Source organism: Kitasatospora sp. MAA4 (assembly GCF_029893355.1).
GTDB lineage: Bacteria > Actinomycetota > Actinomycetes > Streptomycetales > Streptomycetaceae > Kitasatospora.
The window spans coordinates 233773-257866 of the sequence record NZ_JARZAI010000007.1; the positions used below are offsets into that span (position 1 = coordinate 233773).

The following is a 24094-nucleotide window of genomic DNA, read 5'->3' on the forward strand; positions in this document are numbered from 1 at the left end:
TTGCCTTCGGTCTCGCGTGATAGACCTTTCAACACCATGAATATCTGCGTCTTCTGCTCCGCGTACTCGCTCGACGACCGCTACACCGCCCCCGCCGGCGAGTTCGCACGGCTGCTGGGGGAGGGCGGGCACACGCTGGTCTGGGGCGGCTCCGACGCCGGCCTGATGGGCGTGCTCGCCGACGGCGTCAAGGCGGCCGGCGGCAAGCTGGTCGGGGTCCTGGTCGAACTGCTCGCGCACAAGGGCTATCAGGGCGCCGACGAGCTGGTGATGGCCCGCGACCTGGCCGAGCGCAAGGCCCAGCTGCTGATGCGCGCCGACGCCGTCGTGGTGCTGGTCGGCGGCCTCGGCACGCTGGACGAGGTCACCGAGGTGCTGGAGCTCAAGAAGCACGCCCTGCACAGCAAGCCCGTGGTGGTGCTGGACCCGACCGGCTTCTACGACGGACTGCGCACCCAGCTGGAGCGGATGGACGCCGAGGGCTTCCTGCCGCGCCCGCTGGCCGAACTGATCACCTTCGCGTCCGACCCGGCCGAGGTCTTCACCCTCCTCGCCACTGCCCAGGAGTAAACCCCCCATGGCTACCCATCTGATCACCGGCGCCGGTTCGGGCATCGGCGCGGTCCTCGCCGAGCGGCTCAGCGAGCGCGGCGACGACGTCTGGCTGCTGGCCCGCAACGCCAAGCGCGCCGCCGAGCTGCGCCAGCGCTTCCCGTCCGCACAGACCCTGGTCGGCGACCTGGGCGACCCCGCCAAGCTCTCCTGGGCGCTGGGCCAGCAGACCCAGCCGGTCGAGCTCGACTCGCTGCTGCACGTGGCCGGCATGGTCGAGCTGGGCCCGGTCGGCGAGACGCCGGTCAAGGCCTGGAACGAGACCCTGGCAGTCAACCTGGTCGCCCCCGCCGAGCTGACCCGCCTGATGCTGCCCCAGCTGCGGCTCTCCCGCGGCCACGTGGTCTTCGTCAACTCCGGCGCGGGCCTGGCCGCCCACGCGACCTGGGGCTCGTACGCGGCCAGCAAGTTCGGCCTGCGCGCGCTCGCCGACTCGCTGCGCGCCGAGGAGCACGCCGCCGGCGTCCGGGTCACCACCGTCTACCCGGGCCGCACGGCCACCCCGATGCAGGAGAAGGTGCACCGCCAGGAGGGCACCGCATACGACCCGTCCCGCTGGATCGCCCCCGAGTCGGTGGCGACCGCCGTCCTCACCGCGATCGACCTCCCGCGCGACGCCGAACTCACCGACATCACCGTCCGCCCGGGCCGGTAGTCGGCGAATCGGGTGGTACCGGTACGAACGGGGCGCGCGGAGCCGATCCGCGTGCCCCGGCGGCCTGTTGGAGCCAGGGGCTCGGGCATTCTGTGGCCAGGTCGTTACACGGCGGTAGAAATATCCGCACCTTTCCCCAAGGTTGGGATTCTAGGGTCGGAGGTATGGCGTCGAAGATCTCCTCCACCTCCTCCGGGCCGGTGGCCAAGTCCCTGTTGGGTGTCCGTTTTCTGACTGTTAGTGCGATTGCCGGCGCTCTGCTCGCCGGTATGGCCATGCCGTTCATCGGGGGCCTCGGCCTCGGGGCGAAGGCGGCCGCCGACAGCTTCGACAGCCTCCCGGACGACTTCAAGGCCCCGCCGCTCTCCCAGGCATCGTCGATCTACGACTCGGCCGGGAACCTCATAGCCACCGCCTACGACCGCGACCGCACGGTCGTCGCGGGCGACCAGATCGCGCCGCTGATGCGCAAGGCGCTGGTGGACATCGAGGACAACCGCTTCTACCAGCACGGCGCTATCGACCCCAAGGGCATCGTCCGCGCGCTCGGCAAGAACTCCGCCGCCGGCGGCACCGCCCAGGGCGCCTCGACGCTGACCCAGCAGTACGTGAAGAACGTCTTCGTGGACGAGGCCGGCAACGACACCGCCGCCGTCCTGGAGGCGCAGCGCCAGACGATGGGCCGCAAGCTCCAGGAGATGCGCTACGCGATCGACGTCGAGCAGACCCTCACCAAGGACCAGATCCTCACCAACTACCTGAACATCACCTTCTTCGGTGAGCAGGCGTACGGCATCGAGGCGGCCTCCGAGCGGTACTTCAGCGTCCACGCCAAGGACCTGAGCCTGCCGCAGGCGGCCCTGCTGGCCGGCCTGGTGCAGTCGCCGACCAGCTTCGACCCGATCGTGCACCCGCAGGCGGCCAAGGACAAGCGCGACATCGTCCTGAAGAAGATGGCCCAGTACGGGAGCATCACGCAGGCCCAGGCCGACCAGGCGATCGCCACCCCGATCAACACCGTGGTCAGCCGCCCGCAGCAGGGCTGCATCACGGCCAAGCAGGGCGAGGGCTTCTTCTGCGACTACGTGAAGAACGTGGTCCTCGCCGACCCGGCGTTCGGCGCCAACGCCGCCGAGCGCAAGGCGCTGTGGAACCGCGGCGGCCTGACGATCAAGACCACGCTGGACCCGAAGGCGCAGGACGCGCTGAACAAGGGCCTTGCGGACAACGCGGACGCCTCCGACAAGCCGGCGGCCGTGATGAGCATGGTGCAGCCGGGAACCGGCAAGATCCTGGCGATGGGGCAGAGCCGCCCGTACGGCCTCGGGACGGACCAGACCCAGATCAACCTCAACGCCCCTCAGTCCATGGGCGGCGGCCTCGGGTTCCCGACCGGCTCGACCTTCAAGCCGATCGTGGCCGCGGCGGCGCTGGAGAGCGGGATGACCGCCTCGCAGACCTACACCACGGCCAACAGCATTCCCTGGCCCAGGATGACCGACTGCAACGGTGGTCTCTACAAGGCGGGGCAGGGGCCCCCGGTGCACAACGACAGCTCGGCCTCGCCCGTCACCTTCGACATGTCCGGCGCGCTGGCGCAGTCGATCAACACCTACTTCGCCACCCTGGAGGGCGACGTCGGCCTGTGCGCGGTCGACCAGATGGCCAACAAGCTGGGCGTCACCAAGCAGGCCGACGGCACCCCGCTCCACGTGGTCCCGACGATGACCCTGGGCGTCAACGACCTCACCCCGCTGACGATGGCCAGTGTCTACGCCACCTTCGCCTCGCACGGCACCTACTGCGCGCCGCTCGCGATCACCTCGGTGACCGGCCCGGACGGCAAGAACCTGCCCGTCCCGGCGCAGAGCTGCTCGCCGGTGATCTCGGCCAACACCGCGGACACCATCACCGCGATGCTCAAGGGCGTGGTCCAGGACGGCGGTACCGCCTCGAACGTCGCGCTGGGTAGCCGGCCGATCGCGGGCAAGACCGGTACCACCGACGCCGCCAAGCAGGTCTGGTTCGTCGGCTACACCCCCGACGTGGTCGGTGCCACCGTGGTCAGCGACACCGCCGACCAGAAGCCGCTGCAGGGTCAGATGTTCGGCGGCAGCCGGATCCAGCAGGCCTTCGGTGCCCAGGTCGCCGGCCCGGTCTGGCAGGCCGCGATGCAGGGCGAGGTCGCCGGCACGCCGGTCAACAGCTTCCCCGACGTCTCGCTGCCCACCCCGCCCGCCCAGAGCCCGCCGTCCACCAGCCCGAGCGCCCCGCCCACCCCGTAGTTTGTACGGTGTGACCACTGAGCAGCCCTTCCCCGACCTGTACGGCGCCGCGACCGGTGTCGGCTCCATGCCCGGCACCGACGCGCGCGAGGCCGCCAAGACCTCCGTCGGCGCGCTGGAGCAGCTTCCGCACCTGCCGGAGCTGCCCGCGCGCGGGCCGGGGGCCGACATGATCGGGCGCGGGGCGGGGCTGCTGGTCGAGCTCTTCGCGCAGGTGGAGCCCAGCGGTTGGCGGTTCGCCGACCGGCCGGGCCGGGACAGCAAGCGCGCGCACTCCTGGCTGCGCGAGGACCTGGACGCCCTGGAGGAGTTCACCCAGGGCTACCAGGGCGCGCTCAAGGTGCAGGCGGTCGGCCCGTGGACGCTGGCCGCCTCGATCGAACTGAAGTACGGCGAGAAGGCGCTGCGCGACCGCGGCGCCTGCCGGGACATCGCGGGCTCGCTCACCGAGGGCCTGCGCCGCCACCTCGCCGACGTCCGCAGCCGGGTGCCCGGCGCGCAGCTCGTCCTCCAGCTGGACGAGCCCTCGCTGCCCGCCGTGCTGAGCGGCGGGGTGAAGACCGCCAGCGGCTTCCAGCGGCTGCGCTCGGTGGACCGCCAGGTCGCCGAGGAGGTGCTGCGCTCGGTGATCAGCGCGCTGGACACCCCGGTGATCGTCCACTGCTGCGCGCCCGAGGTGCCAATCCCCTTGCTGCGCCGGGCCGGTGTGGCGGGAGTCTCGCTCGACTTCGCCCTGCTGACGGAGCGTGAGGACGAGGTGATCGGCGAGGCGGTCGAGGCCGGCACGGTGATCCTCGCCGGAGTGGTGCCCTCCACGGACCAAGGATTGTCGGACCCGGCCGGTAATGTCGCGGGTGTCAGGACGTTGTGGCGCAGGCTCGGGCTCGATCCGGAACTGCTGGGCCGCCGCGTGCTGGTGACGCCGACCTGCGGTCTGGCGGGCGCGAGCCCCGCCTACGCCCGCGAGGCGCTGTCACTCAGCGTGAGGGGTGCCCGGAGTCTGGTGGACAACCCGGAGTGAGACGGTAGGAGGAGTTCGGTGGCGGCTGTCGAGGGCTGGGACGACGTCCCGGCGGAGGCGCGCAGGCGGCACGCCGAGGTGGCGGCCGAGATCGAGGACCACCGGCTGCGGTACTACGAGCAGGACGCGCCGATCGTCAGCGACGCCGAGTTCGACCTGCTGATGCGCGAGCTGGAGGCGATCGAGGCCGAGCACCCGGTGCTGGTCACGCCCGACTCGCCGACCCAGAAGGTCGGCGGTGCGCCGGCCGAGGGCTTCGTGAAGGTCGAGCACCGCGAGCGGCTGCTCAGCCTGGACAACGCGATGGACGACGGCGAGCTGTCCGAGTGGGCCGACCGGGTGGCCCGCGAGCTGGACGGCATCGAGTACCACTACCTCTGCGAGCTCAAGGTGGACGGCCTGGCCGTCAACCTCACCTACGAGCACGGCCGGCTGGTGCTGGCCGCCACCCGCGGCACCGGCCGGATCGGCGAGGACGTCACCGTCAACGTCCGCACCATCAAGGAGATCCCGCACCAGCTCAGCGGCGAGAACATCCCCGCGCTGGTGGAGATCCGCGGTGAGGTCTACCTCCCGACCGAGGCCTTCGCCGAGCTGAACGCCTCGCTCGCCGCCGAGAACGACCGCCGCCGGGCCGAGAACGAGGAGCGCGCCAAGGAGGGCAAGCGCCCGCAGGCGCTGGTCAAGCTCTTCGCCAACCCGCGCAACGCCGCCGCGGGATCGCTGCGGATGAAGGACCCGAAGGTCACCGCCTCCCGCCCGCTGCACATGGTGGTGCACGGCATCGGCGCCCGCGAGGGCTTCGACATCGACTGCCAGTCGCACGCCTACCAGCTGCTGCACGACTGGGGCCTGCCCACCGCCCGGCACAACCGGGTGGTCTCCACTCTGGACGAGGTCCGCGCCTTCATCAGGCAGTACGGCGAGCAGCGCCACTCGGTCGAGCACGAGATCGACGGCGTGGTCGTCAAGGTGGACGAGATCCCGCTCCAGGGCCGGCTCGGCGCCACCTCCAAGTCGCCGCGCTGGGCGATCGCCTGGAAGTACCCGCCGGAGGAGGTCACCGCCAAGCTGGCCCGGATCCAGGTCGGCATCGGGCGCACCGGCCGGGCCACCCCGTTCGCCGTGCTGGCCGAGCCGGTGAAGGTGGCCGGCTCGATGGTCCAGTACGCCACGCTGCACAACCAGCAGGTGGTCAAGGCCAAGGGCGTACTGCTCGGCGACACCGTGGTGCTGCGCAAGGCCGGCGACGTGATCCCGGAGATCCTCGGCCCGGTCGAGGACCTGCGGGACGGCACCGAGCAGGAGTTCGTGATGCCGAGCCACTGCCACGAGTGCGGCTCCGAGCTGCGCCCGATGTCCGAGGGCGACATCGACCTGCGCTGTCCGAACGCGCAGTTCTGCCCGGCCCAGGTCCGCGAGCGGATCGCCTACCTGGGCGGCCGGGCCTCGCTGGACATCGAGGGCCTGGGCTACGTCGCGGCCACCGCGCTCACCCAGCCGCTGGAGCCCAAGGATCCGCCGGTCAAGAACGAGGGCGACATCTTCGGCCTGACCATGGAGCAGCTGCTGCCGATCAAGGTGCTGGTGCGCGACCAGAAGAGCGGTATGCCCAAGCTGGACGACGAGACCGGCGAGGAGAAGCAGGTCGACTTCTTCGCCAACCTCAGGGGCGAGCCGAAGAAGACCGCGAGCGTGCTGCTGGACAACCTGGCGGCGGCCCGCGAGCGCCCGCTCTGGCGCTACCTCAACGGCCTGTCGATCCGGCACGTCGGCCCGGTGTCCGCGCAGGCGCTGGCCCGCGAGTTCCGCGACCTGGACCGGATCTTCGCGGCCACCGAGGAGGAGTTGGCGGCCACCGAGGGCGTCGGCCCGATCATCGCCCGGGCGATCAAGGAGTGGTACCAGGAGGACTGGCACCGCGAGATCGTCGAGAAGTGGCGGGCCGCGGGGGTGCGGTTCACCGAGGAGGCGGCCGAGGAGGCGGGCCCGCGCCCGCTGGAGGGCCTGACCGTCGTCGTGACGGGCACGCTGGCCGGCCACACCCGGGACGGCGCCAAGGAGGCGCTGGTCTCCCGCGGCGCGAAGGTGACCGGATCGGTGTCGAAGAAGACCGACTTCGTGGTGGTCGGTGACAACCCCGGGTCCAAGTACGACAAGGCCGTCCAACTGGGCCTGGCCGTGCTGGACGACGCGGGCTTCACGGTCCTGCTGGAGGACGGCCCCGCCGCCGCCCGCGCGCACCTGGGCCTCCCGGAGATCTAGGACCGACCGGCAAATGGGGGGCGGCGTCGCGACGCCCGGACTCTCGCCTGGACGGCTTCTCCTCAGTCGCCGATGCTCCGCATGGACTCCTTCGTCGGCGCCGCCCAGACTCGGCCCGGACGCCGCTCCTTCACCCACCCCCCATTTGCCGGTCGGTCCGGGGGCGCCCGGGTCCGCGCCGGAGCCTGCGCCGGAGCCCGAGCCGGCGGAGTAACCCCCACAGGGCCTGACCAGGGCTGACGTGTCCTTCTTGTTATCGTGCTGATGCACCGTCAGCAGGGTGCGGGGGCCCCAAACAGGGCATCGTGTGACTGTGTGCGGGGCCGGTCCATGCCGGTGCGCTCCGGATGACTGAAAGTCAGCCTTCACTCAGGGTGCGGACTTACTCTGGAGTGCAACAGCGTGTCAGCAGGAGTGGGGCACCGGGTTCGTCCGGCGCCGACAGGGGCGCTTCCCGGCTGAGACCGACTGGCACACCATCAGGAGTGCCAGGGCCGACCGTTCTTCCGGTCGGTCCCAGCCGCGACGCGGCCTGGCGGGGCGGGCCTGACGGAGGACAGGGCGTATGGATCGTACGACCGGCGGTGCGTTGACGCGCCCGCCGCAGGGGGTGGCAGGCGTGGTCCTGCTGCTCGGTGTGCTGCTGGCCGGGGCCGCACCGCTCATCCCGCTGGCGGTCCTGGTCAGCCGCTACGAGCCCGAACTGCTGCCGCTCTTCGCGGTCCCGCTGGCAGTCCTGGTGGCGGCCTGGCGGATCGCCCGCGACCGGGCCCGGGACCAGCTCACCGACCCGCTCACCGACCTGCCGAACCGGCATGCCCTGCTGCTGGCGGCGCAGGAGGCGATCGCCGAGCACCAGGACGAGGAGGGCTACAGCGTCGGTCTGATCCTGCTCGACCTCGATCGCTTCCGGTCGCTGAACGACACACTCGGCCACGCGGCCGGCGACCGGCTGCTCGTACACATCGCCCGCCGGCTGCACCGGGTGCTGCGCGGCGGCCACCCGGACACCTCCTCCAACGCACTGGACGGCCCGTCCGGTGCGGCCGACCGCCGGCGCGAGACCGAGGAGCTGCTGGCCGACCTGCCGCCGACCGCCGAGCGCGGTCGGCGCGCGGTGGTGGCCCGGATGGGCGGCGACGAGTTCGCCGTGCTGCTCCCCGGCGTCGGCTGCCCCGACACCCTGGAGCGGCTCGCCAAGGCGCTGATCGCCGAACTCGCCGCGCCGATCCGCCTGGACGGTCTGCTGCTGGTGCTGGAGGCCTCCGCGGGCGTCTGCGTCTACCCCGAGCACGCCGGTGACGCAGAATCGTTGCTTCGCCGGGCGGACGTGGCGATGGGCCACGCCCAGCAGGGCCGCACCGGCGTCGAGCAGTACGACCACTCGCAGGACGCCGACACGCCGTACCGGATCGGACTTCTCGGCGACCTGCGCCGGGCACTGGAGACCGGCGAGGTGCAGCTGCACTACCAGCCGAAGGTGGCCTTCGACGGCCGGGTGGTCGGCCTAGAGGCGCTGCTGCGCTGGGAGCGGCCCGGGCGCGGCAAGGTCAGCCCCGACGAGTTCGTGGGCCTGGCCGAGTCCAGCGGCCTGATGCCCCGGCTCACCGAGTACGTCCTGGAGGCGGCCATCGGGCAGCTCGCCAGCTGGCGCGCCCAGGGCCTCCAGGTCCAGGTGGCGGTCAACGTCTCGCCGCGCGACGTGCTCAACCCGGGCTTCGCCCAGCGCGTCGCCGGGCACCTCGCCCGCCACGGAGTGCCCGCCCAGGCACTCCAGCTGGAGATCACCGAACGGCTGCTGCTGGACGACTCGCGCCGGGCCGCCGACACGCTGGCCGAGCTGCGCCGGCACGGCGTCGGGATGTCCCTGGACGACTTCGGCACCGGCCACTCCTCGCTGGTGCGGCTGCGCAGCCTGCCGGTCGGCGAGCTGAAGATCGACCGCTCCTTCGTCTCCCGGATGGTGGCCGACGACCACGACGCCGCGGTGGTCCGCTGCTCGGTGGAGCTCGCGCACTCACTCGGGCTGACCGTGGTCGCCGAGGGCGTCGAGGACGACGAGACCTGGGAGCGGCTGCACGGCCTCGGCGTGGACGCCGTGCAGGGCTGGCTGGTCTCCGCGGCGCTCCCCGCCGACCAGGCCACCGCCTGGCTGCGGGTGCACCGCACCGGCCCGCCGCCCGCCGAGCGGATGACCACCCTGGACCGCTGGACCGGCAAGGCGGAACTCTCCTGCCCGGCCCTGCCCAGGCCGGTGATCCCCACCCAGGCCGTCCAGTCGATGAGCGAGTCGCTGGCGTCCTCGGCCGTCCCACCGCTGCTGCCCCAGCCGGGCGAGACCGGTTTACCGGCCCCCAGCACCCCACAGTGACTGGTCGGACCAGCCAGGCCCCCTAGGATGGGCTGCACAGACCAAGAGGACGCGAGGCCGGGGCGGCAGTGCCGCCGGGTCGCCGTCCGGGCCGGTCACCCTCGGTGTCCGGCCTCACCAGAACTCACCTTGAGGATCGCTGCATGCCTGGCATCACGCGCGAGGAGGTCGCCCACCTCGCCCGGCTGTCGCGTCTGGAGTTGCAGGCGGAGGAGCTGGACCACTTCGCCGAGCAGCTCGACGTGATCATCGGCGCGGTCGCCCGCGTTTCCGAGGTCGCCGGACTGGACGTCCCGCCGACCTCCCACCCGCTGCCGCTGACCAACGTCATGCGCGCGGACGAGGTCCGGCCCTCGCTCACCCCGGAGCAGGCGCTGTCCGGTGCTCCGGCCGCCGAGGAGCAGCGTTTCCGCGTGCCGCAGATTCTGGGGGAGGACTAACACCCATGACCGACCTCATCAAGTACACCGCCGCCGACACGGCCGCCGCCATCGCGAGCGGCCAGGTCAGCGCGGTCGAGGTGGCCCAGGCCCACCTGGACCGGATCGACGCCGTCGACAAGAAGGTCAACGCCTTCCTGCACGTCGACACCGAGGGCGCGCTGGCCGCTGCCCGCGCGGTGGACGACAGGCGCGCCAAGGGTGAGGAGCTCGGCCCGCTGGCCGGCGTCCCGCTCGCGCTCAAGGACGTCTTCACCACCAAGGGCGTGCCGACCACCTGCGGGTCGAAGATCCTGGAGGGCTGGATCCCGCCCTACGACGCGACGCTGACGTCCCGTCTGAAGGACGCGGGCGTGGTCATCCTCGGCAAGACCAACATGGACGAGTTCGCCATGGGGTCCTCCACCGAGAACAGCGCCTACGGCCCCACCGGCAACCCGTGGGACCTCTCGCGGATCCCCGGCGGTTCCGGCGGCGGTTCGGCCGCGGCGCTGGCCGCGTACGAGGCTCCGCTGGCGATCGGCACCGACACCGGCGGCTCGATCCGCCAGCCCGGCGCCGTCACCGGCACGGTGGGTGTGAAGCCGACCTACGGCTCGGTCTCCCGCTACGGCCTGGTCGCCTTCTCCTCCTCGCTCGACCAGGGCGGCCCGTGCGCCCGTACGGTCCTGGACGCGGCGCTGCTGCACGAGGCGATCGCCGGCCACGACCCGCTGGACTCCACCTCCATCGACGCGCCCGTCCCGGCCGTCGTCGCGGCCGCCAAGCTGCGCGACGTGCGCGGCATGCGGATCGGCGTGGTCAAGGAGTTCGCGGGCGAGGGCTACCAGGCCGGCGTCATGCAGCGCTTCAACGAGAGCGTGGAGCTGCTGCGCGAGTTGGGCGCCGAGGTCGTCGAGGTCTCCTGCCCGTCGTTCACTCTCGCGCTGCCGGCGTACTACCTGATCGCGCCGAGCGAGGCCTCCTCCAACCTGGCCCGCTTCGACGCGATGCGCTACGGCCTGCGGGTCGGCGACGACGGCACCCGGTCGGCCGAGGACGTCACCGCGCTCACCCGCGAGGCCGGCTTCGGCCCGGAGGTCAAGCGCCGGATCATCCTGGGCACCTACGCGCTCTCCTCGGGCTACTACGACGCCTACTACGGCTCGGCCCAGAAGGTCCGCACCCTGATCTCGCGCGACTTCGACGCGGCCTTCGCGGGCGTCGACGTGCTGATCTCGCCGACCACGCCGACCACCGCCTTCCCGATCGGCGAGCGCGCCGACGACCCGATGGCGATGTACCTGGCCGACCTCTGCACGATTCCGTCCAACCTCGCGGGCAACGCGGCCATGTCGCTGCCCTGCGGGCTCGCCCCGGAGGACAATCTCCCGGTCGGCCTGCAGATCATCGCTCCCGCGATGGCGGACGACCGCCTGTACCGCGTGGGCGGCGCCGTCGAGGCCGCACTCAACGACAAGTGGGGGCACCCCCTGCTCGAGGAGGCACCGGCACTGTGAGCAAGATCGAGAAGGCAAAAGGCTTCAAGCACTCCAAGCCCGGACTGTGGCTCAGCATCGGCACCAGCGCGTTCGGTGTGCTGAGCATCGTCAAGGACGTCCGCAAGGCCCGCAGCGAGCAGGACAACCTCCTGCTGGCCAACGCCGTGGTCGGCGCCCTCGCCCTGGTCACCGGCACCGCCCTGCTGCTGCGCGAGCTCAAGCACCTGGGCGACGACGACGTGCTGGCGGGCTGAGCGGCCCCGGCCCCGGCTCTCAGGTCCGGCCCCCGTGTCTGTGGGGCCGGACCGGTACCTCCAAGACTTTTAGTGAAGGGGACGCTGTGAGCGTCATGAACCTGGTCTCCTACGACGACGCGATGGCTTCCTACGACCCGGTGATGGGCCTGGAGGTCCATGTCGAGCTGGGTACCAAGACGAAGATGTTCTGCGGTTGTTCGACCACCCTCGGGGCCGAGCCGAACAGTCAGACCTGCCCGACGTGTCTGGGCCTGCCCGGGTCGCTGCCGGTGGTCAACGCGATCGGCGTGGAGTCGGCGATCAAGATCGGCCTGGCGCTGAACTGCGAGATCGCGCAGTGGTGCCGGTTCGCGCGGAAGAACTACTTCTACCCGGACATGCCGAAGAACTTCCAGACCTCGCAGTACGACGAGCCGATCGCCTTCAACGGCTACCTCGACGTGCAGCTGGAGGACGGCGAGATCTTCCGGGTGCAGATCGAGCGCGCCCACATGGAGGAGGACACCGGCAAGTCCTCGCACATCGGCGGCGCCACCGGCCGCATCCACGGCGCCTCGCACTCGCTGCTCGACTACAACCGGGCCGGCATCCCGCTGATCGAGATCGTCACCAAGCCGATCGAGGGCGCGGGCGTGCGGGCCCCCGAGGTCGCCAAGGCCTACGTCGCCGAACTGCGCGAGCTGATCAAGGCGCTGGGCGTCTCCGAGGCCCGGATGGACAAGGGCCAGATGCGCTGCGACGTCAACCTGTCGCTGCGCCCGCACGGCCGCGAGAAGTTCGGGACCCGCTCGGAGACCAAGAACGTCAACTCGCTGCGCAGCGTGGAGCGGGCCGCCCGGTTCGAGATCATGCGGCACGCCACGGTGCTGGACGACGGCGGGACGATCGTCCAGGAGACCCGGCACTTCCACGAGGAGGACGGCTCCACCACGGCCGGCCGGATCAAGGACAACGCCGAGGACTACCGCTACTTCCCCGAGCCCGACCTGGTGCCGATCGCCCCGGCCCGGGCGTGGGTGGAGGAGCTGCGGGCCGCGCTGCCGGAGCTGCCGCGGCTGCGCCGGGCCCGGTTGCAGGGCGAGTGGGGCCTGTCGGACCAGGACATGCAGTCGGTGCTGAACGCCGGTGCGGTGCAGCCGATCCTGGAGACCATCGCGGCCGGTGCCCCGGCCGATCAGGCCCGCAAGTGGTGGATGGGTGAGCTGGCCCGGCGGGCCAACGAGAGCGGTACCGACCTGTCCGAGCAGCCGATCACCCCCGGCCAGGTGGCGCGGGTGTGTGCGCTGGTGGCGGAGGGCAAGCTGAACGACAAGCTGGCCCGCCAGGTCATCGAGGGCGTGCTGGCCGGCCAGGGCGAGCCGGACGAGGTCGTCGCGGCGCGCGGCCTGGCCGTCGTCTCGGACGACTCCGCGCTCGGCGCGGCCGTCGACCAGGCCATCGCGGACAACCCGGCGATCGCCGACAAGATCCGCGACGGCAAGGTCGCCGCGGTCGGCGCCCTGGTCGGCGCGGTCATGAAGACCACCCGCGGCCAGGCCGACGCCGCCCGCGTCAAGGACCTCCTCCTGCAGAAGCTCGGCGCCGCGTAAGTCCTGACACCTCCTAAGGCGTCTCAAACGCCGTTGGCCACCCCTCCTTAGGGGTGGCCAACGGCGTTTTCCGGCCGGTCTAAGGCCCTGACGCTCCGCAAGATGCGGCATGCTGCCGATGCCCGGCACCCCCCTGGGGGAGGAGGCTCTTACCAGGACGACAGACCGGCCGGGAGAGGCCGGGAAGCGTCCCGGAACAGGGGATCCAGGATGAACGAGTACGAGCTCTACTACGGTCAGCGCAACGCCGAGCTGCGCGAGATCGCCGCCCACGAGCGGCTGGTCACCGAGGCCCTCGCGGCCCGCCGGATCGCCCGGCAGGCGGCCCGCCCGCAGGGCGTCAGCGGCCGCGCCGGGGTACTGCGCCGGCTCGCCGCCGGCAGCGGCTGGCGCGCGGCCCACACCGAGCGGGCCGCTGCCGGCCTCAGTGAATGCTGACGGATCGGGACACTCCCGGCGCCACGAGGGGAGCGCCGGGAGACGAGGGGAGGGACGCCACCGGCGCCCTCCCCTCGGGCCGTTCAGCGCCGGTGTCTCACGCCCAGGTAATCGCTCGGCTGGTGTCGGGTCCCTGTGGCATGCTCAGCGCCGTGGATCAGATGTCGGTCAGTCCCGTGTTCGTCGGCCGTGGCAGCGAGACCGCCACCCTCATGGCGGCGCTGCGCCGTGCCTCGGCGGGGCAGCCGCAGGCGCTGCTGATCGGTGGTGAGGCGGGCGTCGGCAAGACCCGTCTGCTGGAGGAGTTCCTCTGCGCGGCCGAGGCCGAGGCCGACGGCAAGGGCAAGGGCGCGGGACCGGACGCCGCAGCCGTGACGATGCTCGGCGGCTGCCTGGAGGTTGGCGCCGAGGGCCTGCCGTACGCCCCGCTGGTGACGGCCCTGCGCCGGCTGTACCGCCGTCTCGGCCCCGAACTGCGCACGGCCGCCACCGGGATGGAGGCCCATCTCTCCCGGCTGCTCCCCGAGTTCGGCGACGTCGACAGCGAGCCCAACGACGAGTACGGCCGGGCCCGGCTCTTCGAGCACATCGGCCGCCTCTTCGAGCGGCTCAGCGCGCAGCGCACGCTCGTCCTGGCGATCGAGGACCTGCACTGGTCCGACCGCTCCACCCGCGAGCTGCTGGCCTACCTGATCAGCACGCTGCAGCGCTCGAGGGTGCTGATCCTGGCCACCTACCGCACCGACGACCTGCACCGCCGCCACCCGCTGCGGCCCTTCCTCGCCGAGCTGGAGCGCCAGCGCACCGTGCAGCGGATGGAGTTGGACCGCTTCGAGTGCCAGGAGGTGGCCGCCCAGCTGGCCGGCATCCTGCGGATCGAGAACCCGGACCGCCAGCTGGTGGAGCGGATCCACCGGCGCTCCGAGGGCAACCCGTTCTTCGTCGAGGAGCTGGCCCACTCCTACCAGGACGGCTGTTCGGTGGGCCTGAGCGACTCACTGCGGGACATCCTGCTGGTCCGCGTCGAGGCGCTGCCCGAGGAGACCCAACGGGTGCTCAGGATCGCGGCCGAGGGCGGTTCCCGGGTGGAGCACGAGCTGCTGGCCGCCGTCCTGGACGGTCCCGAGGACGAGCTGATCGACGCGCTGCGCACCGCCGTCGGCGCCAACATCCTCCAGCTGGACAAGGACGGCGAGGGCTACCGCTTCCGCCACGCGCTGGTCCGCGAGGCGGTCTCGGACGACCTGCTGCCGGGCGAGCGCCACCGGATCAACCGCCGCTTCGCCGCCGCCCTGGAGGCCGATCCCGGCCTGGTCCAGCGCGACGAGCGCCCGGCCAGGCTGGCCAACTACTGGTACCAGGCCCACGATCCGGCCCGCGCGCTGCCCACCGCGCTGGACGCGGCCCGGGCGGCCCGGCGCCGCAACGCCTTCGCCGAGCAGCTGCGGCTGCTGGAGCGGGCCGTCGAACTCTGGGACGAGGTGGACGAGGAGTCCCTGCGCACCACCCTGCGCCCGCACGACTGGGCCGAGACCTACCCGCCCTGCTGCTGCGTCCCGGGCACCTGCGGCACCGAGTGCGACCGGCTGCGGCTGGTCGACGTGCTGGCCGAGGCCGTCGTCGCGGCCCGTCGCTCCGGCGACCGCGAGCGCGGGCTCAGCCTCACCAAGCGCGGGCTCAAGCAGGTGGACGAGAACGAGAACCCGCTGCGCAGCGCCTGGTTCCGGATGCACCGGTCGCGGATGCTGGGCCACCTCAACCGGGCCGGCGGCGTCGAGGAACTCGCGCACGCCCTGCGGCTGGTGGAGGGCCGTCCGCCGTCCGCCGTGCAGGCGGAGGTGTTCGCGATGGGCGCCTCGATGAGCATGCTGCGGGTGGCCACCGAGGGGGACGTCGCGCTCGCCGAGCGGGCCGTCGAGATCGCCCGGCAGGTCGGCGCCAAGAGCGTGGAGCTGCATGCGCGGATGACGCTGGGCACCCTGTACAACGACTTCGGCGAACCCGAGCGGGGCGTCGCCTCGCTGCGCGCCGCCGTCGCGGCCGCCCGCGAGCTCGGCGTTCCAGAGGTGCTCACCCGGGGTCTGAACAACCTGGCCAGCATGCTCGCTCATCTCGGCCAGGCCGAGGAGGCAACCGCGCTGGCCCGGGAGGGCCTTGAGGTGGCCGGCCGGCTCGGCCTGCTCCGCAACACCGGGGCGATCCTGGCCGGGAACCTCGCCGAGTGCCTGATCCTGAGCGGTCGGCCGGCCGAGGCCGCCGAGGTGCTGGCCGGCTGGGACGACGGCGGCCGGGCCGAGAGATACGACGAGTACCTGTACCGGATCCGGGGTGAAGTCACTTTCCTGCAGGGCGACTTCGCGCTGACCGCCGAGCACCTGGTGAAGACCCGGCTGAACTCCCGGGACGATCAGCCACAGCACGTGCTGCCCACCGCCCGGCTGGCGATCGACCTCGCGGGGCGCACCGGCAGGCCGCTGGAGGCCCGTGCCGAGCTGCTGACGGCGCTGGACCGGCAGTTGCCCCCGCAGGGCGACAACCGGCTGCTGCCGGTGCTGGCCAGGGCGGCCGCCGTGGAGGCGGACTCGCGCGGCCTGCCCTCGGCCGACCTCGGCCGGGAGCTGGTCCTTGAGCGGATCGCCGAGGCGCTCGGCCGGCAGCGGCCGGTGGTCCCGCTGCACGTGGGGTGGGCGCGGCTGGCCGAGGCCGAGCTGGCCCGCGCGGCCGGCGCCGACACCCCGACGCACTGGGCCGCCGCGCTCACCCCGCTGCGGGCCGCCGGGCTGCCGTATCCGCTGGTGCTGGCGCTGCTCGGGGCGGGCCGTGCGGCCGCCGCGGCGGGGCGCCGGGAGGAGGCCGGGGAGTTGCTGCGGGAGGCCGCCGCGCTGGCGGAGCTGCGCGGCGACGGCGCTCTCACCCAGGAGATCGCCCGGCTGGCCGAGCGGGCCGGGGTGGCCCGCGCGCTGGCCGCGACGCCCGCGCAGCAGCAGCCGGCGCCGTCCGCTCCGGCGGAGTTCTCGCTGACGCCGCGTGAGACGGACGTGCTGCGGCTGCTGGCACTGGGCCGTACCAATCGGCAGATCGCCGAGGAGCTGTTCATCTCGCCCAAGACGGCGAGCGTGCATGTCTCCAACATCCTGGCGAAGCTGGAGGTCTCCGGCCGCGGCGAGGCGGCCGCCCTCGCCCACCGGCTGCACCTCTTCCCCGAAGCGGCCGACGGGCGGTCTCACGCCCCGGCGCACTGACGCACAGGGCCCGGCGCATGGGCGCACACGCCCCGGCGTGCGCGCTTCATCGCGTGCGCTACGGCCAACCGGGCCGATCTGGTGGAAGCGGGTGCATATCCCTACTCTCGGACCATTACTCTAAGTTGAGTGTGCGTGTCATTGAGTGACCGAAGTGGTGTACTGTCCCGACTGGGAGAACTGGTGCGGCCGCCCGTCTGCGGACGACGCAGTCGCAGTCCGGGTGGCACCAAGCCGCGGGCCGGAGGGGGAGGTACCGGGTGAACCCCACCGATGCCGTGCCATCCGTCGCCGTCGCCGCTGTTGCAGCCGCTTCCGCCGCTGACCCGCCGCGCCGCTTCGCCCGCCCGCGCAGTCTCGCGCTCGACCGGCGCCTGCCCGGCGTACTGGTCGCGTTGACCTGCCTCGCCTACACGCTGGGCGCCGCCAGCGGCTGGGGCTCCCAGGAGGCCGCCGAGTTCATGGGCGACTTCGGCCTCGCGGGCGCCGCCCTGGCCGCCGCACTCTCCTGCCTGGTGCACGGGTGCACGGTGTCGGGTCCGGCCCGCCCGGCCTGGCTGCTCTTCGGACTCTCCTCCTGCACGGTCGCGTTGGGCAACGGCACCTGCGGCTGGTACGAGGTGGTGCTGCGGGTCGATGTGCCCAGCAGGTCGCTGGCCGACTACGCCTTCCTGCTCTTCGCCCCCTTCGCGGTCGCCGGACTGCTGGTGCTGGCCCAGCGCCCGCGCGGCGCGGCCGGCTGGTTCTGCCTGCTGCTGGACGGCTGGATGGTCGGCGGATCGCTCTTCACGCTGAGCTGGAGCCTGGCCCTGGGCCGCACCGCCGCCGGTGACACCAGCCACCCGCTGGGCCTGGCACTCAAGTTGGCCTATCCGGTGCTGGACATCCTGATGGTCTCGCTGGTGGTCGGCCTGCGGTTCCGCAGCCGGGACGGCAACCGGGTCGCGGTGTACACCGCGATGATGAGCCTGGCCGTCACCGTGGTCTGCGACGCGTTCTTCACCTCGCCGACCGTGCAGAGCAGTTACCGCTCCGGTGGGATCCTGGACGCCGGCTGGTTCGCCGGCAGCCTGCTGCTCGCCTTCGCGCCGTGGTCGGCCGCCTGGCAGCGCCGGCACTCCAGCCGCCAGCACCCCTCGGCGGGCGGCACGCCGCGCCGCCGGGTGGCCTCCACCTTCAGTGCGCTGACCCCGTACGCCGCCGCCTCGGTCTGCACGGCGGGCATCCTCTACAACGCCCTCGGGGGGCGCCCGATGGACCGGGTGGTGATCGTGGTGGCCTGCACCGTCGGACTCGCGCTGATCGTCCGGCAGGGCATCATGCTGCTGGACAACCTCTCGCTGGCGCAGGAACTCGCCCAGAAGGAGGCGCACTTCCGCTCGCTGGTGCAGGGATCCAGCGACGTGATCATGATCGCCGGAGCCAACGGCGTGCTCAGCTACGTCAGTCCGGCCGCACTCGGGGTCTACAGCCGCGATCCGGAGGAGCTGGTCGGCAGCCGGCTGCTCGACCTGGTGCACCCGGAGGACACCGACCGGGTGGTCGGCGAGGTCCGCCGGTTCCTGGCCCGCAGCACCCGCCCGGCCCGCCACCTGACCCACCCGCCGGCCCGCAGCGGCGAGCCGACCACCCGGGTGGAGTGCCGGATCCGCTCCGGCGGCGGCGAGTGGCTGCACGTGGAGTCGACCGTCAACCGGTACCGCGACGGGCTGATCCTGAACAGTCGCGACGTCACCGAACGGGTCCGCCTCCAGGCCCAGTTGCAGCACAACGCGTTCCACGACCCGCTCACCGACCTGCCCAACCGGGCGCTGTTCGCCGAGCGGCTGCGCACCGCGCTGGTCGGCCGGGGCGCCGAGGAGGGGCCACGCGAGCACTCCCGCGACCACGCGCCGGAGTACCCGGGCGAGCACCTGCCCGAGGAGATCGGCCCGGTCGCCGTGCTCTTCCTCGACCTGGACGGCTTCAAGGCGGTCAACGACACCGCCGGCCACCAGGTCGGCGACGAGCTGCTGGTCCAGGCGGCCCGGCGGCTGCAGAGCGCGGTCCGCTCGGGGGACACCGTGGCCCGGTTCGGCGGCGACGAGTTCGCCGCACTGGTCTGCGGCCCGCGCGGCCGCGCGCAGGTCCAGGAGCTGGCGGAGCGGCTGCGCCGGGCGCTCTCCGAGCCGTACTGGATCGGCGGCTCCGAGCTGGGCGTGGCCGCCAGCATCGGCATCGCCTTCGGCCCGGGGCCGGCGGACGGCTCCGGCAGTCCGGGGCCGGCCAGGTCGGCCGACCAGCTGGCGGACGAGCTGATGCGCAACGCCGACCTGGCGATGTACCGGGCCAAGTCCGAGGGCAAGGGCCGGGTGGTGCTCTTCAGCCCGGCGATGCGTGCCGACCTGGACCGCCGCAAGGAGCTGGACGAGCGGCTGCGGGTCGCGGTCCGCGAGGGCAGCTTCGCGCTGCTCCACCAGCCGGTGGTGGACCTGCGCAGCGGCGCGGTCACCGGCGTCGAGGCGCTGGCCCGCTGGCGCTCGGCGCAGGGGCTGCTGCTGACCCCGGTGGAGTTCCTGCGCAGCGCCGACCACGGCGACGCCGCCACCCGGTTCGCCCGCTGGCTGCTCCAGCAGACGGTGGCCGAGGCGGCCGTCCGGGCGGATGCGGGCCACGCCTTCGGCGGCCGTCCCGGGTCCGGCGCCGTCCCGGTCTCGGTGCGGCTCTCGGCCGAGCGGCTCTGCTCCCCGGGCGTCTACGAGACGATCGCGGGCGCGCTGCGGGACACCGGCCTGCCCGCCGGGCAGCTGGTGGTCGAGCTGGCCCGCACCGGGCCGGACAGCATCGCGGACGAGCTGGGCCGCCGACTGGCCGCCCTGCGCCGGCTGGGCGTGGGCACCGCGGTGGCGGGCTTCGGGGTGGGCAGCGGCTCGCTCGGCGCGCTGTCCCGGCTGCCGCTCGACGCGCTGAAGCTGGACCGCACGCTGATCCAGGAGCTGCCCGACTCCCCGCGCAGCCGGGCGCTGGCCGGGCACGCGCTGCGGCTGGGCCGGGACCTGGGCCTGGTCACCGCGGCCGAGGGGGTGGACCAGCCGCGCCAGGTCACCGTCCTGCAGGAGCTCGGCTGCCGGCAGGGGCAGGGGCTGGCCTTCGCCCAGCCGCTGGACGAGTACCGGCTGCGCCGGGCGCTGGCCCGGCGGCTGTACCCGCTGCCCCGGCCGGTCGGCGCGATGTCCGCGCGGCGGGCCTACCTGTCCGCCGCAGACACCCGTTCGGGTGGCCGTGCGGAGTCCGCTCTCGGTCGGCTCCCGCACCACCACGGGCCGCTGGAGACCCCGGAGCACCGGGCTGCGGCGGGGCCGAACGGGGGCCCGGGGAGCGGTCCAACGGTGGGTCCGCATGGCGAGACACTGATCCCGCCCGCTTGACACTGGTGGTGGCACGGGAGGAAGGTCGGTGCCATGCGCACCCGAATTCTCGTACTTGGCGGGCGCGTCGGCTGAGTCGGCCAGCAGGACCGACTTGATACAGACCGACGCGCCACCCCTCGCATGCCCTGGGCACGAGGGGTTTTTTGTTGCACTCGTACGTTTGGAACACCGTTGTACCGCCAGCCCTTTTCCCCTGAAAATGGGAGAAAGCGGACAGGCACCCGGCGACCTGAGAAGAGACAGGCAGATGACTGAGCACACGGCATCCCCCCGCCGCGGGGACCACCCGGCCGCCCCGTCCCAAGGCACCCCTGCGGTGGTCGAGACGATGACCGGGGCGCAGTCGCTCATCCGCTCGCTCGAGGCCGTCGGTGCGGAGACCATCTTCGGCATCCCGGGCGGGGCGATCCTGCCGGCCTACGACCCGCTGATGGACTCCGTCAAGGTGCGCCACATCCTGGTCCGGCACGAGCAGGGCGCGGGCCACGCGGCCACCGGCTACGCACAGGCCACCGGCAAGGTCGGCGTCTGCATGGCGACCTCGGGCCCGGGGGCGACCAACCTGGTGACCCCGATCGCCGACGCCTACATGGACTCCGTCCCGATCGTCGCGATCACCGGCCAGGTCGCCTCCAAGGCGATCGGCACCGACGCCTTCCAGGAGGCGGACATCTGCGGCATCACGATGCCGATCACCAAGCACAACTTCCTGGTGACCGATCCGGCGGAGATCCCGCGGGTGATCGCGGAGGCGTTCCACATCGCCGCGACCGGCCGCCCCGGCCCGGTGCTGGTGGACATCGCCAAGGACGCGCTGCAGGCCACCACGGTCTTCCGCTGGCCGGTGGAGACCTCGCTGCCCGGCTACCGCCCGGTGACCAAGCCGCACGCCAAGCAGATCCGCGAGGCCGCCAAGCTGCTGGTCGGCGCCAAGCGCCCGGTGCTGTACGTCGGCGGCGGCGTGCTGAAGGCGGGCGCCACCGCGGAGCTGCGGATCCTGGCCGAGCTGACCGGCGCGCCGGTGGTCACCACCCTGATGGCGCTGGGCGCCTTCCCCGACAGCCACCCGCAGCACCTGGGCATGCCCGGTATGCACGGCAGCGTCCCGGCGGTCACCGCGCTCCAGAAGTCGGACCTGCTCTTCACCCTGGGCGCCCGCTTCGACGACCGGGTCACCGGCAAGCTGGACAGCTTCGCCCCGCTGGCCAAGGTCGTCCACGCGGACATCGACCCGGCCGAGATCGGCAAGAACCGCCCGGCGGACGTGCCGATCGTCGGCGACGCCCGCGAGGTGCTGGCCGACCTGATCGTCGCGGTGCAGGCCGAGCACGAGGCCGGCCACCGGGGCGACTACAGCGACTGGTGGGTCAAGCTCAACGACTGGAAGACGACCTACCCGCTGGGCTACGAGCCCGCCCCCGAGGGCGAGTTGGCGCCGCAGCAGGTGATCGAGCGGATCGGCCAGTTGGTCGGCTCTGACGCGATCTACGCGGCGGGCGTGGGCCAGCACCAGATGTGGGCCTCGCAGTTCATCAACTACGAGAAGCCGGCCACCTGGCTGAACTCCGGCGGTGCGGGCACGATGGGTTACGCGGTCCCGGCCGCGATGGGCGCCAAGGCGGGCCGTCCGGACCTGGCGGTCTGGGCGATCGACGGTGACGGCTGCTTCCAGATGACCAATCAGGAACTGGTCACCTGCGCGCTGAACAACATCCCGATCAAGGTCGCGGTCATCAACAACGGCTCGCTGGGCATGGTGCGCCAGTGGCAGACGCTGTTCTACAACCAGCGCTACTCCAACACCGTGCTGCACGCCGGCCCGGAGCACGACGGCATCGCCAAGCCCGTCCAGGGCACCCGGATCCCGGACTTCGTGCTGCTGTCCGAGGCGATGGGTTGCGTGGGCCTGCGGTGCGAGCGCCCGGAGGACCTGGACGCGGTGATCAAGCAGGCGATGGAGATCAACGACCGCCCGGTGGTCATCGACTTCATCGTCCACCAGGACGCCATGGTCTGGCCGATGGTCGCGGCCGGCACCAGCAACGACGAGATCCTCTTCGCCCGGGGCATCCGCCCCGACTTCGGCGACGACCTCGACTGACGGCCCCGACCTTTCGATAGAGAGATACGACTATGTCCAAGCACACCCTCTCCGTCCTGGTCGAGAACAAGCCCGGCGTGCTCGCCCGCATCGCCGCGCTGTTCTCCCGTCGGGGCTTCAACATCGACTCCCTCGCGGTCGGCCCGACCGAGCACCCGGACATCTCCCGGATGACCATCGTGGTCAACGTCGAGGACCTCCCGCTGGAGCAGGTCACCAAGCAGCTCAACAAGCTGGTCAACGTGATAAAGATCGTCGAGCTCGACCAGTCCGCTGCGATCCAGCGGGAACTGGTCCTGGTCAAGGTCCGGGCGGACAACGAGACCCGGTCCCAGGTCGTCGAGATCGTGCAGCTCTTCCGCGCCAAGACCGTGGACGTGTCGCCGGACGCCGTGACCATCGAGGCGACCGGCAGCTCCGACAAGCTGGAGGCGATGCTGCGCATGCTGGAGCCGTACGGCATCAAGGAGCTCGTGCAGTCCGGCCTGGTGGCGATCGGGCGCGGTGCCCGTTCGATCACCGACCGCTCGCTGCGCGCCCTCGACCGCAGCGCCTGACAGGCCCACCCGCCACCCGCCGCCACCCTTCTTGGGGCGCGCTGCGCGCGGCACCTTACGACCTCTGTCTCACACCCTGGCGCATCCCGCTCCACCCCCACCACCGCGCGTACGGTAGCCAGTGCACCTACGCGACATCACGCAAGGAGAAGTCCCACCGTGGCCGAGCTGTTCTACGAAGACGACGCCGACCTGTCCATCATCCAGGGCCGCAAGGTTGCGGTCATCGGCTACGGCAGCCAGGGCCACGCCCACGCGCTGTCGCTGCGGGACTCGGGCGTGGACGTCCGGGTCGGCCTCAAGGAGGGCTCCAAGTCCCGTGCGGCGGCCGAGGAGGCCGGCCTGCGCGTGGTCTCCGCGGCTGAGGCCGCGGCCGAGGCCGACGTCATCATGATCCTGGTGCCGGACCCGATCCAGGCCGACGTCTACGAGGCCGACATCAAGCCGAACCTGAAGGCGGGCGACGCGCTCTTCTTCGGCCACGGCCTGAACATCCGCTTCGGTTTCATCAAGCCCCCGGCCGACGTCGACGTCTGCATGGTCGCCCCGAAGGGCCCGGGCCACCTGGTCCGCCGCCAGTACGAGGAGGGCCGCGGCGTCCCGTGCATCGTGGCCGTCGAGCAGGACGCCTCCGGCAGCGCGTTCGCGCTGGCGCTGTCCTACGCCAAGGGCATCGGCGGCACCAAGGCGGGCGTCATCAAGACGACCTTCACCGAGGAGACCGAGACCGACCTGTTCGGCGAGCAGGCCGTCCTGTGCGGTGGCACCGCCGCCCTGGTCAAGGCCGGTTTCGAGACCCTGGTCGAGGCCGGCTACCAGCCGGAGATCGCCTACTTCGAGTGCCTGCACGAGCTGAAGCTCATCGTCGACCTGATGTACGAGGGCGGCCTGGAGAAGATGCGCTGGTCGGTCTCCGAGACCGCCGAGTGGGGCGACTACGTCACCGGCCCCCGCATCATCACCGCCGACACCAAGGCCGAGATGAAGAAGGTCCTCACCGAGATCCAGGACGGCACCTTCGCCAACACCTGGATCGCCGAGTACAAGGCCGGCCTGCCCAAGTACAACGCGTACAAGACCGCGGACTCCGAGCACCTGCTGGAGACCACCGGCAAGGAGCTGCGCAAGCTCATGAGCTGGGTCAAGGACGCCTGACGCTGATCGTACGAGCGGGGCAGGTCCGGATCCGGACCTGCCCCGTCTGTACATCACGTCTGGTCCCGTGCGGGTGATTTCGCCGCACGGGCACAGGCAACGACCCGGTACGTCGATAGACTCCGAGTGCGCGTCAGGCCCACAGCGTCGTGCGTCTACCTACGCGGCATGCCACCATCCCCCGAGCTCCGGCCGACATCGTCGGCACGCCACCC

General features: G+C 72.0%; 16 protein-coding genes. All 16 read left to right on the forward strand.

Annotated features, from left to right (window positions below; all coding sequences use genetic code 11):
- The first annotated feature begins 36 nt into the window (after positions 1–36).
- The 16 genes from P3T37_RS12660 to ilvC all read left to right on the forward strand — a co-directional run bounded on the left by P3T37_RS12660 (position 37) and on the right by ilvC (position 23879).
- On the forward strand, positions 37–570 hold the full coding sequence (locus P3T37_RS12660; protein ID WP_280723642.1) for a TIGR00730 family Rossman fold protein: 534 nt from the start codon (positions 37–39) through the stop codon (positions 568–570).
- 7 nt (positions 571–577) lie between these two features.
- On the forward strand, positions 578–1267 hold the full coding sequence (locus P3T37_RS12665; protein ID WP_280723643.1) for an SDR family oxidoreductase: 690 nt from the start codon (positions 578–580) through the stop codon (positions 1265–1267).
- A gap of 164 nt (positions 1268–1431) precedes the next feature.
- Positions 1432–3552: a transglycosylase domain-containing protein gene (locus tag P3T37_RS12670; RefSeq protein ID WP_280723644.1), complete on the forward strand. Its 2121-nt coding sequence runs from the start codon at positions 1432–1434 to the stop codon at positions 3550–3552.
- Between the two features lie 10 nt (positions 3553–3562).
- Positions 3563–4573, forward strand: a complete 1011-nt coding sequence (locus tag P3T37_RS12675; RefSeq protein WP_280723645.1) for a methionine synthase — start codon at positions 3563–3565, stop codon at positions 4571–4573.
- 18 nt (positions 4574–4591) lie between these two features.
- Positions 4592–6838, forward strand: coding sequence for an NAD-dependent DNA ligase LigA (ligA, locus tag P3T37_RS12680; RefSeq protein ID WP_280723646.1), 2247 nt, complete (start codon positions 4592–4594; stop codon positions 6836–6838).
- A 565-nt stretch (positions 6839–7403) separates the two neighbouring features.
- Complete coding sequence (locus P3T37_RS12685; RefSeq protein WP_280723647.1) at positions 7404–9209, forward strand: bifunctional diguanylate cyclase/phosphodiesterase; 1806 nt, start codon at positions 7404–7406, stop codon at positions 9207–9209.
- A gap of 143 nt (positions 9210–9352) precedes the next feature.
- Positions 9353–9649 carry an Asp-tRNA(Asn)/Glu-tRNA(Gln) amidotransferase subunit GatC gene (gatC, locus tag P3T37_RS12690; RefSeq protein ID WP_280723420.1) on the forward strand — a complete coding sequence of 99 codons (297 nt, stop codon included), beginning with the start codon at positions 9353–9355 and terminating at the stop codon, positions 9647–9649.
- Positions 9650–9654: 5 nt separating this feature from the next.
- Entirely contained in the window at positions 9655–11148 is a 1494-nt protein-coding gene (gene gatA, locus P3T37_RS12695) for an Asp-tRNA(Asn)/Glu-tRNA(Gln) amidotransferase subunit GatA (protein ID WP_280723648.1), read from the forward strand.
- A complete protein-coding gene (locus P3T37_RS12700) occupies positions 11145–11384 on the forward strand; it encodes a hypothetical protein (protein ID WP_280723649.1) in 240 nt (79 codons plus the stop codon). Before gatA ends, P3T37_RS12700 begins: the two co-directional genes overlap by 4 nt.
- A 95-nt stretch (positions 11385–11479) precedes the next feature.
- Positions 11480–12976, forward strand: coding sequence for an Asp-tRNA(Asn)/Glu-tRNA(Gln) amidotransferase subunit GatB (gene gatB / locus P3T37_RS12705; protein WP_280723677.1), 1497 nt, complete (start codon positions 11480–11482; stop codon positions 12974–12976).
- Positions 12977–13186: 210 nt separating this feature from the next.
- Positions 13187–13414, forward strand: coding sequence for a hypothetical protein (locus P3T37_RS12710; protein ID WP_280723650.1), 228 nt, complete (start codon positions 13187–13189; stop codon positions 13412–13414).
- A gap of 161 nt (positions 13415–13575) precedes the next feature.
- Positions 13576–16656 carry a helix-turn-helix transcriptional regulator gene (locus P3T37_RS12715; RefSeq protein WP_280723678.1) on the forward strand — a complete coding sequence of 1027 codons (3081 nt, stop codon included), beginning with the start codon at positions 13576–13578 and terminating at the stop codon, positions 16654–16656.
- A 374-nt stretch (positions 16657–17030) separates the two neighbouring features.
- The gene (locus tag P3T37_RS12720; protein WP_280723679.1) at positions 17031–20063 is read left to right on the forward strand and encodes an EAL domain-containing protein; all 3033 of its coding nucleotides are present in this window, start codon (positions 17031–17033) and stop codon (positions 20061–20063) included.
- A 250-nt stretch (positions 20064–20313) separates the two neighbouring features.
- Positions 20314–22167, forward strand: a complete 1854-nt coding sequence (locus tag P3T37_RS12725; protein ID WP_280723651.1) for an acetolactate synthase large subunit — start codon at positions 20314–20316, stop codon at positions 22165–22167.
- Between the two features lie 32 nt (positions 22168–22199).
- Positions 22200–22724, forward strand: a complete 525-nt coding sequence (ilvN, locus tag P3T37_RS12730; protein WP_280723652.1) for an acetolactate synthase small subunit — start codon at positions 22200–22202, stop codon at positions 22722–22724.
- A 159-nt stretch (positions 22725–22883) separates the two neighbouring features.
- Positions 22884–23879, forward strand: coding sequence for a ketol-acid reductoisomerase (gene ilvC, locus P3T37_RS12735; protein WP_280723653.1), 996 nt, complete (start codon positions 22884–22886; stop codon positions 23877–23879).
- Positions 23880–24094 lie beyond the last annotated feature (215 nt).

What these genes read in the sequence shown, in the direction of transcription:
- P3T37_RS12660 (WP_280723642.1), top strand. Translation starts at nt 37, where the DNA reads ATGAATATCTGCGTCTTCTGCTCCGCGTACTCGCTCGACGACCGCTAC.
- P3T37_RS12665 (WP_280723643.1), top strand. Translation starts at nt 578, where the DNA reads ATGGCTACCCATCTGATCACCGGCGCCGGTTCGGGCATCGGCGCGGTC.
- P3T37_RS12670 (WP_280723644.1), top strand. Translation starts at nt 1,432, where the DNA reads ATGGCGTCGAAGATCTCCTCCACCTCCTCCGGGCCGGTGGCCAAGTCC.
- P3T37_RS12685 (WP_280723647.1), top strand. Translation starts at nt 7,404, where the DNA reads ATGGATCGTACGACCGGCGGTGCGTTGACGCGCCCGCCGCAGGGGGTG.
- gatC (WP_280723420.1), top strand. Translation starts at nt 9,353, where the DNA reads ATGCCTGGCATCACGCGCGAGGAGGTCGCCCACCTCGCCCGGCTGTCG.
- gatA (WP_280723648.1), top strand. Translation starts at nt 9,655, where the DNA reads ATGACCGACCTCATCAAGTACACCGCCGCCGACACGGCCGCCGCCATC.
- gatB (WP_280723677.1), top strand. Translation starts at nt 11,480, where the DNA reads ATGAACCTGGTCTCCTACGACGACGCGATGGCTTCCTACGACCCGGTG.
- P3T37_RS12710 (WP_280723650.1), top strand. Translation starts at nt 13,187, where the DNA reads ATGAACGAGTACGAGCTCTACTACGGTCAGCGCAACGCCGAGCTGCGC.
- P3T37_RS12715 (WP_280723678.1), top strand. Translation starts at nt 13,576, where the DNA reads ATGTCGGTCAGTCCCGTGTTCGTCGGCCGTGGCAGCGAGACCGCCACC.
- P3T37_RS12725 (WP_280723651.1), top strand. Translation starts at nt 20,314, where the DNA reads ATGACTGAGCACACGGCATCCCCCCGCCGCGGGGACCACCCGGCCGCC.
- ilvN (WP_280723652.1), top strand. Translation starts at nt 22,200, where the DNA reads ATGTCCAAGCACACCCTCTCCGTCCTGGTCGAGAACAAGCCCGGCGTG.